12 protein-coding genes are annotated in these 15,221 nt (G+C 41.3%); 4 read left to right on the forward strand and 8 right to left on the reverse strand.

What is annotated here, in order from left to right; genetic code table 11:
• The first annotated feature begins 3 nt into the window (after positions 1 to 3).
• Positions 4 to 2,157, forward strand: a complete 2,154-nt coding sequence (locus AC1DUD_RS21215) for a peptidase domain-containing ABC transporter (protein ID WP_477378054.1) — start codon at positions 4 to 6, stop codon at positions 2,155 to 2,157.
• A 114-nt stretch (positions 2,158 to 2,271) separates the two neighbouring features.
• On the opposite strand, the gene AC1DUD_RS21220 is transcribed toward AC1DUD_RS21215, so the two are convergent.
• Positions 2,272 to 4,557, reverse strand: a complete 2,286-nt coding sequence (locus tag AC1DUD_RS21220) for a hypothetical protein (protein ID WP_477378056.1) — start codon at positions 4,555 to 4,557, stop codon at positions 2,272 to 2,274.
• On the reverse strand, positions 4,487 to 5,512 hold the full coding sequence (locus tag AC1DUD_RS21225) for a hypothetical protein (protein ID WP_477378058.1): 1,026 nt from the start codon (positions 5,510 to 5,512) through the stop codon (positions 4,487 to 4,489). The genes AC1DUD_RS21220 and AC1DUD_RS21225 overlap by 71 nt, the downstream gene beginning before the upstream one ends.
• A 127-nt stretch (positions 5,513 to 5,639) precedes the next feature.
• On the opposite strand from AC1DUD_RS21225, the gene AC1DUD_RS21230 reads away from it, so the two are divergent.
• Positions 5,640 to 6,407, forward strand: a complete 768-nt coding sequence (locus AC1DUD_RS21230; protein ID WP_477378060.1) for an NYN domain-containing protein — start codon at positions 5,640 to 5,642, stop codon at positions 6,405 to 6,407.
• Between the two features lie 577 nt (positions 6,408 to 6,984).
• Here the strand turns inward: AC1DUD_RS21230 and AC1DUD_RS21235 are convergent.
• The 4 genes from AC1DUD_RS21235 to AC1DUD_RS21250 all read right to left on the reverse strand — a co-directional run bounded on the left by AC1DUD_RS21235 (position 6,985) and on the right by AC1DUD_RS21250 (position 10,332).
• Positions 6,985 to 7,224, reverse strand: a complete 240-nt coding sequence (locus AC1DUD_RS21235) for a hypothetical protein (RefSeq protein ID WP_477378062.1) — start codon at positions 7,222 to 7,224, stop codon at positions 6,985 to 6,987.
• A 158-nt stretch (positions 7,225 to 7,382) separates the two neighbouring features.
• Positions 7,383 to 8,933 (reverse strand): Rne/Rng family ribonuclease, encoded by a 1,551-nt coding sequence (locus AC1DUD_RS21240; protein WP_377024387.1) that lies wholly within the window; start codon positions 8,931 to 8,933, stop codon positions 7,383 to 7,385.
• 235 nt (positions 8,934 to 9,168) lie between these two features.
• Entirely contained in the window at positions 9,169 to 10,023 is an 855-nt protein-coding gene (locus tag AC1DUD_RS21245) for a tetratricopeptide repeat protein (RefSeq protein WP_477378065.1), read from the reverse strand.
• 12 nt (positions 10,024 to 10,035) lie between these two features.
• Positions 10,036 to 10,332, reverse strand: a complete 297-nt coding sequence (locus tag AC1DUD_RS21250; RefSeq protein WP_090534644.1) for an HU family DNA-binding protein — start codon at positions 10,330 to 10,332, stop codon at positions 10,036 to 10,038.
• Between the two features lie 427 nt (positions 10,333 to 10,759).
• Between AC1DUD_RS21250 and mutY the strand changes: the two genes are divergently transcribed.
• The gene (mutY, locus tag AC1DUD_RS21255; RefSeq protein WP_477378068.1) at positions 10,760 to 11,806 is read left to right on the forward strand and encodes an A/G-specific adenine glycosylase; all 1,047 of its coding nucleotides are present in this window, start codon (positions 10,760 to 10,762) and stop codon (positions 11,804 to 11,806) included.
• 24 nt (positions 11,807 to 11,830) lie between these two features.
• Complete coding sequence (locus tag AC1DUD_RS21260; RefSeq protein ID WP_477378070.1) at positions 11,831 to 12,241, forward strand: single-stranded DNA-binding protein; 411 nt, start codon at positions 11,831 to 11,833, stop codon at positions 12,239 to 12,241.
• Between the two features lie 96 nt (positions 12,242 to 12,337).
• On the opposite strand, the gene AC1DUD_RS21265 is transcribed toward AC1DUD_RS21260, so the two are convergent.
• Both AC1DUD_RS21265 and AC1DUD_RS21270 read right to left on the reverse strand, forming a co-directional pair.
• Complete coding sequence (locus AC1DUD_RS21265) at positions 12,338 to 12,829, reverse strand: hypothetical protein (RefSeq protein ID WP_477378072.1); 492 nt, start codon at positions 12,827 to 12,829, stop codon at positions 12,338 to 12,340.
• A 113-nt stretch (positions 12,830 to 12,942) separates the two neighbouring features.
• The gene (locus AC1DUD_RS21270; RefSeq protein ID WP_477378074.1) at positions 12,943 to 15,132 is read right to left on the reverse strand and encodes a S9 family peptidase; all 2,190 of its coding nucleotides are present in this window, start codon (positions 15,130 to 15,132) and stop codon (positions 12,943 to 12,945) included.
• Between the last annotated feature and the right edge of the window lie 89 nt (positions 15,133 to 15,221).

A 15,221-nucleotide genomic window follows, 5' to 3' on the forward strand; every position in this document is an offset into this window, starting at 1 on the left:
CAAATGCGGAAAGGAACAAAAATAAAACAGCGGGATATTACCGACTGCGGGGCCGCCTGCCTGGCTTCAATAGCCGCCCATTATCAATTACAATTACCAGTAAGCCGCATACGCCAATACGCCGGTACTGATAAAAAGGGGACCAATTTAACAGGGCTTATCGAGGCTGCAGGTCGCTTGGGCTTTCAGGCCAAAGGGGCTAAGGGCACTATTGAAAGCCTGGTTAAGATTCCCTTGCCGGCAATTGTTCATTTAGTGTTGAAAAGCGGACTGCACCATTACGTGGTTATTTATAAGGTTACTGATAAGCTGGTTGTTTATATGGACCCAACCGGTGGTGTTATAGTGAAAAAAAACATTGATGAATTTAAGACAGAGTGGACCGGGGTAGTTGTATTATTATTGCCCGACCAGAATTTTGTAAAAGGAAACGAAAAAGAATCAAATATAAAGCGCTTTTGGCAACTGCTGGCCCCACATAAAACCATGATGGTCCAGGCGCTTGTAGGCGCCGTAATTTATACGCTGCTCGGATTAAGCATGGCTGTTTATGTTCAAAAGATAATTGACTTTGTACTTGTTGACGGCAATTCAAGACTGCTAAATATGATGAGCACAGGGATGATCATCATCCTCATTTTTCAAATGATCATCAATTACTTTAAAACATTGATCAGTATGCGTACTGGGCAAATGATTGATGCACATTTGATACTTGGGTATTATAAGCATTTGCTGCAGTTGCCACAGCGCTTTTTTGATACCATGCGAGTGGGCGAAATCATCAGCAGGGTGAACGACGCGGTAAAGATCCGTGTTTTTATCAACGACATAGCTATGAATATGCTGGTTAACACTTTGATAATCGGATTTTCGATAGCTATTATGTTTTTATATTACTGGAAACTGGCTATTATCATGCTTGCGATAGTCCCGCTTTATTTAGTAATTTACTGGATAAGTAACCGGGTTAATAAAAAGTGGCAGCGGGAGTTAATGGAAAATAGCGCCGAACTTGAGGCGCAACTTGTTGAAAGTATTAATGCGGCTGGTACCATTAAACGGTTTGGACTGGAGGATTATGCCAGCCTTAAAACTGAAAACAGGTTTATTGAGTTGTTAAGATCTATTTATTACAGCAGTATAAAAAGCTTTCACCTGAGCAACACGGCCGACTTTTTTACACGGTTATTCACAATCAGTATTTTATGGGCAGGAAGTTATTTTGTTATCCGGCATGAACTTTCACCAGGTGAATTGCTTTCTTTTTACGCCCTGATCGGATACTTTACCGGGCCCGCGGCGTCACTTATCAGCGCTAATAAAAATATTCAGGATGCCCTGATAGCCGCCGACCGCCTGTTTGAAATTATTGATCTCGAAATTGAAGCTTCCAGTGAAGACAAAATTGTTTTAACGGCCGAAATGATAGGGGATATTCAATTTAATGATGTGCAGTTCAGGTACGGCACCCGCGCAACCGTTTTTAATAAGCTAAACCTCCATATATCCAAACACAAGAGCACAGCAATAGTAGGAGAAAGTGGCAGCGGAAAGTCAACCTTGCTTTCTTTAATGCAAAATCTTTATCCTTTAAATGAAGGTAACATTACTATAGGCGGCCTTGACATAAAATACATACGCAACAGTAGTTTGCGCAAAGTAATTGGTGTAGTGCCCCAGCAAACCGATCTATTTACAGGAACCATTATTGAAAATATAGCTATAGGCGATTACGAACCAAAAATAGAGCGGGTTATAGGGTTATGTAATTTATTGGGGATAAACGAATTTGTAGAAAAGCTACCAGGAAATTACTACACGGTAATTGATGAACAGGGTGCAAATTTATCAGGCGGTCAAAAACAGCGGATAGCTGTTGCGCGGGCTTTATATCGGGATCCTGAAATATTAATATTGGATGAGGCTACATCCTCGCTCGATCCAGTGAGCGAACAGAAAGTGTTAGATGCTCTGCTATGGTTTAAACAGCAGGGCAAAACCATTATCATTATAGCGCACCGACTTTCTACCATTAAAAACTGCGATGAGATAATAGTACTTCAAAATGGGCAGTTAATTGAGCGGGGATCGCATGATACGCTTATTACCGAAGAAACGCACTATGCCTCGTTATGGAGATATCATAGTGCATAGCTCATTTATAAAACCCATATCCGCCCGAAGGTATATTATTAATAAACTACGACACGTTGCATGCTTGTGTTAAACATCTTTTTTTTAAACTAATTATAGTAATATATCAACAAATTATTTCTTATCCGCATAATCTCTAAAATAACCGCATTCTTTCAATGCTTCTTTGTAGTAAGCCGTTGCATTATACTTGTCTTTTAACTCAGCGAAGTATTTGTAATAGGCATCAATTACCGGTTGGCTTGCTTTTATATCGGCAAACTTATCCGCGCCTTTAAAATCCGGATCATTATAAATTTCATTGAGTGCACATTTGCTCAACATAAATGTACAGCGGGCGCGTTGCTCATCAGTAGTGGCATTTTTTCGGGCAAGCTCGTAATATTTCATAGCTATACGCATCGACGTTAGTTTGTCGTCCATTCGTTCTTCACCCTCGTAATAATAGCGACTGGCTGCTCCGGTAGCAACTATGTCCGATTCATAAAATAGCCTCGCGTTGCCGTAGTAGGTAATGTTGTAGTATGCATTGGCAACCGCGTAAGCATTACGATAAAGGCTTTTCCCCGCTTTAATTTCGGCATCCATAGTGTACAGAGTTTGTAAAAAGCTCAACGGAGTAAATTTTTGCTTTTGCGGCGCAGCGTGGTCACAGTCGTGGCAGTCAACCAGTTTACCGTTAAATGGATTACCTGCGAGCACAAAATCCTCAGGCTTCATTTTCTTAAGCTGGGTAATAGCCTCCGCTAATTTTTGCTTATAGGCTAAGGTAATGGCCTGGTGGTAATACAAACTATTAACAGATATACGATAGTATCTCAACATCGCTTGTTCAAACGGTGTTTTATCGGATTTATTCAACAGATCGATCAGGTGCTGAACCCTGGCGCTATCAGCATAAAAGCTTTGGGCATTATTATTAAAACAAACTTCCCTTATCGGGTTGCCTTGCTTTTTATATAGCTGCGATATGGCAAAATTGCAAACCGATATGGCATTATCAAACCGCAGATCTTTTATTTTAAGTTTATTATCGCGTAGGTTGGCAAGCCAGTTAAGGGGTTCTATTAGTTTTGCCTCGGCATTGGCATCCATTTTTTTCAGGCTTTTGATGTAAAGCATCATGTCCAGCAGCTTACCTTGCGCCACGATCATTTTATCGCCGGCAGGGAACTGGCTTTTCGCCGCAGCATAAAATTTACCGGCAGCGGTGTAGTTACTATCCAAAAAGTTCAGGTAACCGGCGGCCAGGTTCCAGTAGTAAGGTTTGCCCGCATTGTTTTTTAAGGCGATGCTTTCAACAAGGTGCTTACCATCATCGTCAACTTTTTTTACCGAATCAGCAGGCTTTCCCCCTCCTGTTCCAGCCTCCCTGATATTGATGAGGCGACTTAACAGCAGATCCAGCTTTTCGGATTTTGGGTTAATAGCTGCTATAACCTTTATGGCCCTACCCGCATCATATTGTACGCCCATTATATGCCAGAGGGTTATTTTCTCGTCGGGAGTTTTGGCGAGTTTTAGCGTAGCATTCCAGTCGCTTTCATTTTGCGGGTGAAAACTCCAGAAACTCGGGATCTTCAGTTTATAGGTATAATCATAACAAAGGCTGTACAGATAGTTAGATAGCGCATAGTTTTTTTGCCGGTAGTAGTATCCGGCTATATAGCCCAGCGTACGGTAATAAATCAAATTTTTAGGAAAATGATCTTTAAACTGATCAAACAACTTCACAGTTTTAGCCGATGACAACTCATCAAGGAAATAGTAATAGCGCACCATTTGAAACCACAGACGTTCCTTGATAAACGGATCAGTTTCATTATTGTAAGCGCTCACCAGTGTTAGCCCCAGGTTCACCGGCGAATGGTTGGGTTTTACTTTATCCCATGAGTAATATTGATCGTTTACCGAATAATCCTCACTGCTCTTGGCCAGCTTAAGATAACTGTAAAAAGCGTTAAGCATTTTTGCCGAAACATTACCGGTAACAATGGCGGGGTATTTAGCGGGGAGCACCTTGAGTGCACCGGTAGATTTACGATGGATAGAATCAATAGCACCCGCACTGGCTTTGATAAGCAGATACTGAAGAGATGCTTTGCTGAACTGATGATTAAAATGATCATACCATTCATCAACAATGATATCGTTATACCAGGTATTGTTCCCCTCGGTATAACCTAAGCCGTAATAAACTTCGTTGCCGGTGTAAAAAAAGGGTGAGTATTGTTTGTTAACAAAATATTCGGGGGTAAAAACGGAATAGTCTTCCTCGTACGAATCGGCGCAGGCCCAGATCACTCCGGCTATGGCCAGCGTACAAAAGCTAAAAACCAGCAGAAACCTGCCCGATTGCTTCCGCGTTAAATTTTTCAGGATCGATGTTGGCCAGTTCATAGTAGATGATGGTTGTATGTTTTTGTTCGGGTAAATGCTTTGCTAATTGTTTGGCAGCGGCGTTTAAGCTGTTGCTGTCCGTTTCTTCAAGTTTAAAAATATCATTTTGTTTGATATAAATTCCTTCCATAAAAAAGCTTGTTTTTGCACGATAGTTAGCTTTTCCTTCAATCTGTTCAAAACGAGCCCGATCACTAAGTTGCTTTCGCTCGATTTTTCCATAAACCTGTATCACACTACCACCTCTTATATGGATAGCCCAGGAAAACAAGGGAAAGGCTATATCCAGTTTTAACGGATAACTGTTTAAATAATCCACATACTTACCGGCGTCTTCTTCATTATATATTGAATTGGGTTGATGCAGACCGGCATTGAGTTTACCCATATTATAAAACATCAACACACCGCGATCGGCTGGAGGTATGCCAGTACGGTCTTTAAATTTAACCTGGTGCAGGCGGATGGTGACTTCCAATTGTTTCTGGTTAAGCCTTTTAAAAGCCGAAAGAAAGCTGAAATATTTAATACGGGTACTTAACGACCAATCACAATCAACCTGTACTTTGGTGTAGCTGATATGCTTTTCTACGGCAAGCTCATTTATTAATTTATTGCAGTGCCCGGCAAGGGTTGACACAGCGGTATCGGGAATGTTTTCAAAAGTTTTATTGGTGATGTAGATAACCGGGGTAATGTTTAAGCCCACCGGGCTCTCATTAAGCTGCACTACGGCATTGGGATAAGCGCGTTGTTGCTTATCGTTCCAGTTCACATCAAAAAAACGGATGTAAACATTATTGCCGGTTTGTTTTAGTAGGGCTGCTTGTTGATTATTGAGATTAAAACTGGTTTTCCAGTAGTAAAAGGCTGTTGATGAATTGCCGTGCTTGCGGCAGGATATTGCAGAAACCAATACTATTATTATTGTAAACCACCGGAAATATTTTAGCATGAGTTGAGGCAGCAAACTATTTTTACGGGGTAAAGTACGGGATTTTTTGGTAGATTGGTAAGAGGAAATACGGCGTTGGTGCATGGCTATACTTTGCACACGAAAAGCTCTCAGCTTAAAACTTAATATGATAGAAACTCAAAAAGACTTAAAGTTAGCCGTTCTTATTGACGCGGATAATGTGCCTTATGCCAATGTGAAAGAGATGTTTGAGGAAATTGCAAAGTATGGTACGCCTACTTTTAAAAGGATCTATGCGGATTGGACAAAACCTACGGTTTCGGGATGGAAGAACGTTTTGTTAGAAAATGCTATTACACCCATTCAGCAATACAGTTATTCTATAGGGAAAAATGCATCTGATAGCGCGCTTATTATTGATGCAATGGATATCTTGTATACCGGAAAAGTGGATGGGTTTTGCATTGTGTCAAGCGACAGCGATTTCACAAGGCTGGCGACACGTTTGCGTGAAGCAGGGATGAAAGTGATCGGAATTGGCGAAAAGAAAACCCTGAACCCTTTTATAACGGCCTGTGATAAATTTATTTATATCGAAATCCTTAAAAAGGAAATCGTTGAACAAATTGAAGATGAACCTAAATCCACATCAAAAAAGACTAACAAGGCTGAAGATAAGCCGTTAAGTAATATTGATCCGGAGATCATTAAACTAATTGTTACCAGCATTGCTGATTTAGCAGATGACAGTGGGTGGGCCTATCTGGGTAATTTAGGTGATCTGATGCTTAAAAAGAAACCCGATTTTGACCCCCGAAATTACGGTTTTCTTAAAATGCTGCCTTTTATAAAAAGCATGAGGCAATTTGAAGTAGATGAGCGTGAAAGCGGTAAAAATCACCACATCAAACACATTTATATCCGGAAGAAATAAAAAATGAACTTGGGTTTTCAAATAGTTTCTATCCGTGGACATCACGACTACGCCGCGCTCTTTACTTAGACTGCACACTCGCACCAGTTGGGGAACAGGCAACACAATACTTCAATAAATTATGAACAATAATTTTCAAATGCCTAATGATTTCAACGAAGATGTATTGATAAATACCACACACATCGTTTATCAGAATCTACACGAAATATCGCAAGGGAGCCCCCTAATTGGTACGCTATCGATTAACAATAACATTATACAGGGCTACCTCTTTGGTGGACCCTATCTTTTCGAAAATGGCTTCATATACGCACCTGTTTATGTTAGAAAGTTTTTTGTCAATGGATTCAAATTAGCAATAATTGATGTAAATAGCTTAAGTGTCAAATTCTTGGAGATATTAGAAGTCTGATTTTTTTGGACAAAATTGAAGACAATTATATCCATTTTTTTGAAAATATTGATAAAACGCAATACAGTTATTATTCTCTCTAAAACATCGTAGTAACAGTCTTCGGCTAATGCAGGCGTCTGCAGAAGAGATTACGCTATCGGTAAACATCTACCAGTAAACCTACTCTTCTGATGTCAGCATTATAGCGCAAAGAGCCTTTATTGTTTCCGTTAACTTACCTTCTGCATTTAACTGTACAAGTTCAGCGCCCCTAAAGACCCGTTTATATGATTTTCCCTGGCGCTTTGCATCTATGATAATAAAGGCTTCAGCGTTTAAGCTATCCGGGCCTGATCTCGTTACCGTCAGTGCATCGAAGTTGGGCTCTAAAATCTCTTTTATTTTATCCACTATCTCCATATCTCAAAAATAATATTAAAACTTTGCAATGTACATCTGCTGTATCTCATTGATCGCCGTACCCAAACAAAAAAAGAGCAGATGCTCATCCAAACATCTGCTCTTTTTAAAGATCTTTAATTTTGTGCCCTTTTCAAACAGTTGCACATCTGAAGTTTTTACAGTTTAATTTCTTCGTCTTTTGATGAGAAGAAATGGAACTCCGTGATTTGGTACGAAGGGTTGCTTTTAACCTTTATCCACTGGCCATATTTGATAAACCACTTCATTTGGCGGTTATAGATACCTTTTTTAATAAAGGCTTCAATATATGGGTGTACGCACAGAGTTATACCTTTTTCGTTTTGCTCGGTAAGGATGTAATTGAAATTGTTTTCAATATCGTCCATCAGCAAAATGGTTGGCCTGATCGTGCCTGTACCGTTACAGGTAGGGCAAACCTCGCTGGTAACAATATTCATTTCTGGCCTTACACGCTGACGGGTGATCTGCACCAATCCAAATTTGCTCGGAGGCAAAATGGTGTGCTTCGCACGGTCGTACTGCATTTCGGCACGCAGAAAATCAAAAAGCTCCTTACGGTTTTGCGGTTTGTGCATATCGATAAAATCGATCACTACAATGCCGCCCATATCGCGCAGGCGTAATTGCCTTGCAATTTCTTTGGCAGCTTCCTTGTTTACCTGGTAAGCGTTCTCTTCCTGGTTTTCTTTACTGGCTGTACGGTTACCGCTGTTTACGTCAATAACGTGCAGGGCTTCAGTATGCTCAATTACCAGGTAAGCGCCGCCGGCAAGGTTCACGGTTTTACCAAATGCTCCCTTGATCTGCTTTTCAATCCCAAAGTGATCAAATATAGGCTCCTTGTGCTTATGCAGGCGGACTATACTTTCCATATCAGGCGAGATCTCATGAATGTATGACCGAATCTCTTCGAACATACTATTGTCATTGGTATAAATGTGCTGAAAATCGGGGTTCAAAATATCCCTGAGGATAGTTGATGTACGCCCTATTTCGCCCAATACCTTTTTTGAAGGCTCAACAGAAGGCAGCTTGGTAATAAACTGCTCCCATTTTGAGATCAGGTCAAGCAGGTCTTTCTGTAGTTCATCAACCCCTTTACCTTCGGAAACTGTACGGATGATAACGCCAAAATGCTTTGGCTTAATACTTTCAACTACTTTACGGAGCCGGGTACGCTCGGTGTTGCTTTTTATCTTTTTCGAAATAGAAATTGCTTCCGAAAAAGGCACTAAAACAACATACCGGCCTGCTATTGACAGGTCGGAACTTAAACGCGGCCCCTTAGTTGATATGGGTTCTTTGGCTATCTGTACCGGGATAAGCTGATTTTTAGTTAATATCTCAGAGATCTTTCCTCCCTTATTGATATCGGCTTCAAGCTTAAACCCATCCAATAGCTTTGACTGATATCCCCCGCTACGTACTTGTTTGGTCAGTTTAAGCAGGCTTTGTACCTGCGGACCAAGGTCAAGATAATGCAAAAAGGCATCCTTCTCATAGCCAACGTCAACAAAAGCGGCATTTAGGCTGGGCATGATCTTTTTGATGCGGCCCAGGTAAATATCGCCAACTGTATAGTTGTTGCTTACCTGTTCTTTGTGAAGCTCTACGAGTTGTTTATCCTGTAATAATGCAATGGTAGCCCCGTTGGGGGATGAATCGATAATTAATTCTTTTATCAATTGCTACTCCATTTCTTATAACGGTAAAAACCGTGTGTTAATAAGTGGGTAAAAAAACACTAATAAATAAAAAGTTACCCGCCCCGGTATGGGGCAGGTAAAATCTGCATTGGTTAAAGCAGCTTATTTCTTTTTATGTCTGTTTTTTCTCAAACGTTTTTTGCGTTTGTGGGTAGCCATTTTGTGTCTTTTACGTTTTTTACCGCTCGGCATAATAATAATTTTTAAATGTGTGTTAGTTATTTAATTCCTTGATATATCCATCAATGCGCTGACTGAATACAGGGTCAGGCATCATTTCTTTGCATTTCTGGTAAGCATCAATAGCTTCCTTTTTCATACCTAATTGCTTATAGCTTTCGGCTAAATAAAAAGTAGGTTCCAGTTCCTGCTTTTGTGCAAGCAGTGTTTTAAACCTGCCTACCGCTTTTTCATACTGACCCGATTTCATGGCAAACATACCTAAGTTAAGGTTAGCATTCCAATTGTTCGGGTCTTTTTTAACAACCTCAAGCAGCAGCGCAATGCCCTGCATGGGGCCAGCCGCTCCGTTTACGTAAGCTATGCCCAACCCGGTTTTGCCTTCAAGGCTTTCAGGTTGTATTTTCAGGGCATTTTGAAATGCTTCGGCTGCGTTGCTTACAAAAGCGGGCTGCAATAAAGTATCCTGTGTAAGTTTATATGCATCATTAAAGCGGTTACCTGCGCTTATCCAGTCTTGCACCTTATTTTCTTTACGGGCTAATGCCTGGTAGTAGAATGCTGCGGGTGCAGGCTGGTTAACATCGTCCCAGTGCTTAGCCAGCTGTGTTTGCAAAGCGGGTACATCTGCGTCTGATGCTTTCTTTAACTGGGCTTCAAGGTCATTTATCTTAGCTGCCAATGCATCCCCAATAGCTGCTTTGGCGGGGGCAGATACCATATCGACAGTAATATTAGCTACCGGTTTGGTGGTGCCTGCAGTGGCGGCCATTGTCGGTTTGGCATTTTTATCGTCTTTTGGCTTTACTAAACCTTTTACGGGCAACCAATACAAATAGCCCATAATAACAACTACGGCTGCACTAACGACTATTTGTTTCTTGTTCATGATAGCGTATAATTATTTTTTGCTGGTTTTGTTACCTGACTTTACTTTCTCAACAAAAGTTTTAGCCGGTTTAAAGCTTGGCACAAAGTGCTCAGGGATAATGATGGCAGTATTTTTTGAAATATTACGTGCTGTTTTCTTAGCTCTTTTTTTAACTACAAAGCTACCGAACCCTCTTACATAAACATTTTCGCCGCCAACCATTGAGCTTTTAACAACTTTGAAAAACGCCTCAACAGTTTCCTGCACGTCTACTTTCTCTATACCTGTCTTTGATGAGATTTCAGTTATAATTTCTGCCTTAGTCATATCTTATTTACTTAATTTTATTTTATAAATACTTAACTGTTTTGGGGTTGCAAAAGTATTGCTTTATCCGTTAACAGCGAAATATTTATCCGTTTTTTTTTGCCAATAGCGTAAAACCTACATTTTCGTTACAATTTTGAGTATGAGAGGCTTATAAATCACCACTTAAATGACAATTTGCCGGTGTAAAGAAGTGTGAAAAAAAGTGTGAAAATCTATCATTCCAGCCCGTAGCGAAGGCTTGCCATTTCACAGGTATACAGCCGATATTTATCCCCTATTTTTAAAATTTGATCTCTCACAGTTTCTTACTTTCTGGCTCTTCCCCCCCTTCGGTCTTCTTCCTCTTGATTCTTGATTTCTTGCCTCTTGATTTCTTCTCTCCTGACTCTTCCTGCCTTCTTGTTTCTTAATTACTTTTACAACGATGAATTTTACCGACGAACTGGTACAATGGTACTTAAACAATAAACGTGACCTGCCCTGGCGCAACACTACTGATCCTTATGTGATCTGGCTATCCGAGATCATCTTGCAGCAAACCCGGGTAGAACAGGGCATGCCCTACTTTTACCGCTTCCTGGAGAAATATCCTGACGTAAGCAGCTTTGCCGCCGCCCATGAAGATGAGATCCTGAAGCTATGGCAGGGACTGGGTTACTACTCAAGGGGGCGTAATATGCTCAAAACCGCCCGGCTGGTACAGGAGCTCCATAACGGCCGCTTCCCTGATAGTTATAATGAATTGATAAAGTTAAAAGGCGTTGGCGAATATACGGCTGCTGCTATTGCCTCATTTGCAGCCAATGAAGCCAAGGCCGTTGTTGATGGCAACGTTTACCGGGTGTTAGCCCGCTACCTGGGTATTTATGACCCCATCAACTCAACCGGGGGTAAAAAAATATTTCAACGGGTAGCCGACGACTTTCTTAATAAGAAAATGCCGGGGTTACACAATCAGGCCATGATGGAGTTTGGCGCCATGCTATGCAAACCCCAAAAACCCGGCTGCGGAATTTGTCCCGTTCGCACGGGTTGCGTTGCATTTAATACCGATGCAGTAGCTGCCCTGCCTGTGAAATTAAAAACGGTAAAGGTTCGCGAACGTTTCTTCAATTATTTCCTGGTAACCAGCGGAGATACCATCTTAATGAACAAAAGAGGCGATAAGGACATCTGGGCCAATATGTTTGATTTGCCTATGGCTGAAACTGATACACTTTTAAGCGTAAAAGAATTATTGAAACAACCTGAGGTTTTAAGTGTTTTTGGTAATGATATTGAGGCAATTGAAATTTCGCCGGTGCATAAACACATCCTGACCCATCAGCGGCTTTTTGTAAGGCTGATAAAAATTGATAATCAGCCGCTAAAAATGCACGAAAACTGGGTTAAGATTAATGTTCAAAACCTGCCGGAGTTAGCATTGCCGAAAATCATTTTTATATTATTAAAAAATATTTTTAATTTGTAAAATAATTTTGCGTTAATTTAGGGCATGTCTGGAATAAACAAAGTAATACTCGTTGGCCACTTGGGGAAAGACCCAGAAGTACGAAATTTAGAAGGCGGGGTGTCTGTAACGAGTTTCCCTTTAGCTACTTCAGAAACATTTAATAAGGACGGTAAAAAGGTTGAACAAACCGAGTGGCACAATATTGTAATGTGGCGCGGACTGGCCGAAGTTGCTGCCAGGTTTCTTTCAAAGGGAAAGCTGGTTTATATTGAAGGGAAATTACGTACCCGCTCCTTTGAGGATAAAGAGGGAGTTAAAAAGTACACCACCGAAATTGTAGCCGAAAACTTTACCATGCTTGGCCGAAAAAGTGATTTTGAAATTGAGCCGTCAAAATCACCTTCAAAAAACGGGGATTCGTTTATAGATCATTTAAATGCCGAGGACTATTAATATTTGCCGATACTTTACTAAAACTCCCCCCCCACTAAAAATGCCAGTGGCGCTTGCCACTGGCATTTTTACTTTAATATCTGAATTATAAACCAATTACTGTTTAAAATAGTTCACTCCCTGTGGCGCGGTACAATCTTCGGCCGGCCCGCATATGTATGTTAGTGTAAGTACATTTCCGCTGGCATTCAAAACCATATTGTAGTTGGCCGTTACTGCAATAATATTATTGACAGCTGCCAGTTCCGAAACCGGGCCAAAAGCATTGTTTTTGTTTTGATAATCAGTTATATCATATAAGGTTAACACCGAATTCTGGATCTTATATTTTCCAACCCTTTTTGATGATGTTCCGATAAGCTTTTTGGAAACCGAATCAACGCTGGTCACCGTACCCTCAAATGTATGGTTGGTTTTAAAATCGTACTCATATTGGATCCACTGCTTTGAATAGGCAGCCGGAATAATCCATTTCCCGGATACATTCAGCTCACTTGTTACCGTCTCTTTATGGCAACCCCAAAACGCCGTTACTAAAACAATGGCTAACAAGCCTAAAACTTTTGCAGAATTCGTAATCTGTTTCATATCAATGGTTACGCTTAAAAAAAGCATAATGATACAGCATTATATTCTTTTTCCGGGCAAAAGCAAAAGCCCCCATATAATGAACTATATGAGGGCTTTTGCTATTATGATGCTTATCTTCCTCCCGGAGGGCATTTAGCTTTCAGGTACTGCGTAAACAGCGTACGCAAATGCTGTGTTGTACCTTCCCCTTCTGATATGGAATGCGTACGGTTAGGATACGACATCATCTGAAACTGCCTGTTGTATTTAACTAATTCGTCAATCAGCAACTCGGCATTTTTATAATGCACGTTATCATCGCCTGTACCATGAATATAAAGCAGGTTGCCTTTCAGGTTTTTAGCATAGGTAACCGGCGAACCTTTGATAAACACAGCACGACCGGCATCGTCAGTAGGCACGCCCATGTAACGCTCCTGGTAAATGTTATCATAAGTAAGCTGGTAACCTACTGCTGCTACCGCGATACCTGTTTTATAAATATCTCCATACTGGAACATCAGGTTAAGGGTTGATGAACCGCCGCCGCTCCAGCCGTGTACCGCTATCCGGGTCGAGTCGACAAAAGGCCATTTAATGATCTCTTTAGCAGCCATAGCCTGGTCGCGGATGTTGATGATACCGATATTTTTGTAGATAGCCTTACGCCATGCAGCACCTTTAGGGGCCGGAGCGCCACGACCTTCAACCGACATGTAAATATACCCATCATCGGCCATGCTGCCCTCATACAGCCTGTTACGGCCCGTACCCCAGGTATCTGTTACCGTTTGTGAGGCAGGTTCGCCATAAACAGTGAACAGTACCGGATATTTTTTATTCGGATCAAAATTGGTTGGTTTTACCATCCAGCCATCCATTTCAATGCCGTCAACAGTTTTTACTTTGAAAAACTCGGGTTTGTTTTTAGCATCCTTGTCAACGGTTATTACAGTGCCGCCAATATGCTTATGCTCGGGCAGGCTGATCACTTCGCTTTGCGGACGGGTATAGCTGTTACTAAAATTATGCAGGGCAACCTTGCCGTTAGGCGATATATCATAACCATGTGTACCCGGTTCATCTGCCGGCGAAACACGCTCGGCTTTGCCGCCGCTTAATTTTATTTTGTAAAGATATTTCTGCGTAGCATTATCAGGCGAAGCGATGAAGTACACATAACCCAACGCTTCGTCAATCATATTAACACCTATCACGTCATAATTACCTTTGGTGATCAGTGTTTCTTTGCCCTCACGGGTTATTTTGTAAAGGTGACGCCAGCCGTCCTTTTCGCTCAGCCACAAAAAGCTTTTACCTTTTTCAATCCACCCCCAGCCCACAGCGTCGCCGCCTGCTACACGGTCTTTTACATCAATCCACGAATCATTGTGCTCTTCGCGGATGATACGGGTTGTACCATTTGATACATTGCCTATAAACACGCGGCTTTCATTTTGCGCGCGGTTCAATTGTTCAAGAATAACTTCGTTTGAGTTATCGGCCCATTCCATATTTGGGATGTAATGCTGCACAGCATCTCCCGGAACGTTGATCCAGGTGGTTTGGCCTGTAGCAGTGTTAACAACCCCTACTTTGCATGAGCTTGGTTCTTCACCGGCAACAGGGTATTCAACCGGAACAACATACGGATAAACCGAATCGGTAGTGTTCAACATCAGGTAGGTTTTGATCTTACTGGCATCTATTTGCCAGTATGCTATCGATTTGCTATCCGGTGACCAGCGGAAACCATCGCGGCAGCCAAACTCTTCTTCATAGGCCCAGTCAAAAGTACCGTTAATGAGTTTTTGGGTCCCATCAGTAGTTAATTGTTTTAACGAACCGTCGGCAAGGTCTTCCATATAAATGTTATGCCCACTTACGTAGGCAGCTTTTGTACCATCAGGCGAAAACTTGGCGAACATCAGTGATGATGCCGGCAGGTTTTTACCCAACTGCCAAAGCTTTTTGGTGTTGGAATCATAAACCCAGTAATCGCCGCGGGTATCATAGCGCCATACTTTTTTGGTATTGGTGTTGATGAGCACTTTTTTGTTATCATCGCTCACGGTAAACCTTTTAACACTGATAGGCGCTTTACCTGCAGGTGTCAATTCGTCCTTGGTGATAAAAACAGTTTTTTTAGAGGTATCCCGGGCATCAATCATGATGATCTGCCCACCAGTGATGCGATAATACTGATAGCCATCTTTTGTCCAGTTAACAGCGGCACGTTGTGCCCGGGCAGTATTTTGCTGGATAATTAACAGTAGCGCGGTAAGGAAAATTAATCCCGAACGGTAAAATTTCATATACATTTAGTTTGAATTAATAGAGCGCCGTTATTTTTATTTATTAAGTAACGTCACTGTAAATTTTGCGTTAAATTAGCACAATAAAGAAATCT

This window comes from Mucilaginibacter sp. P4_A11 (assembly GCF_056402535.1).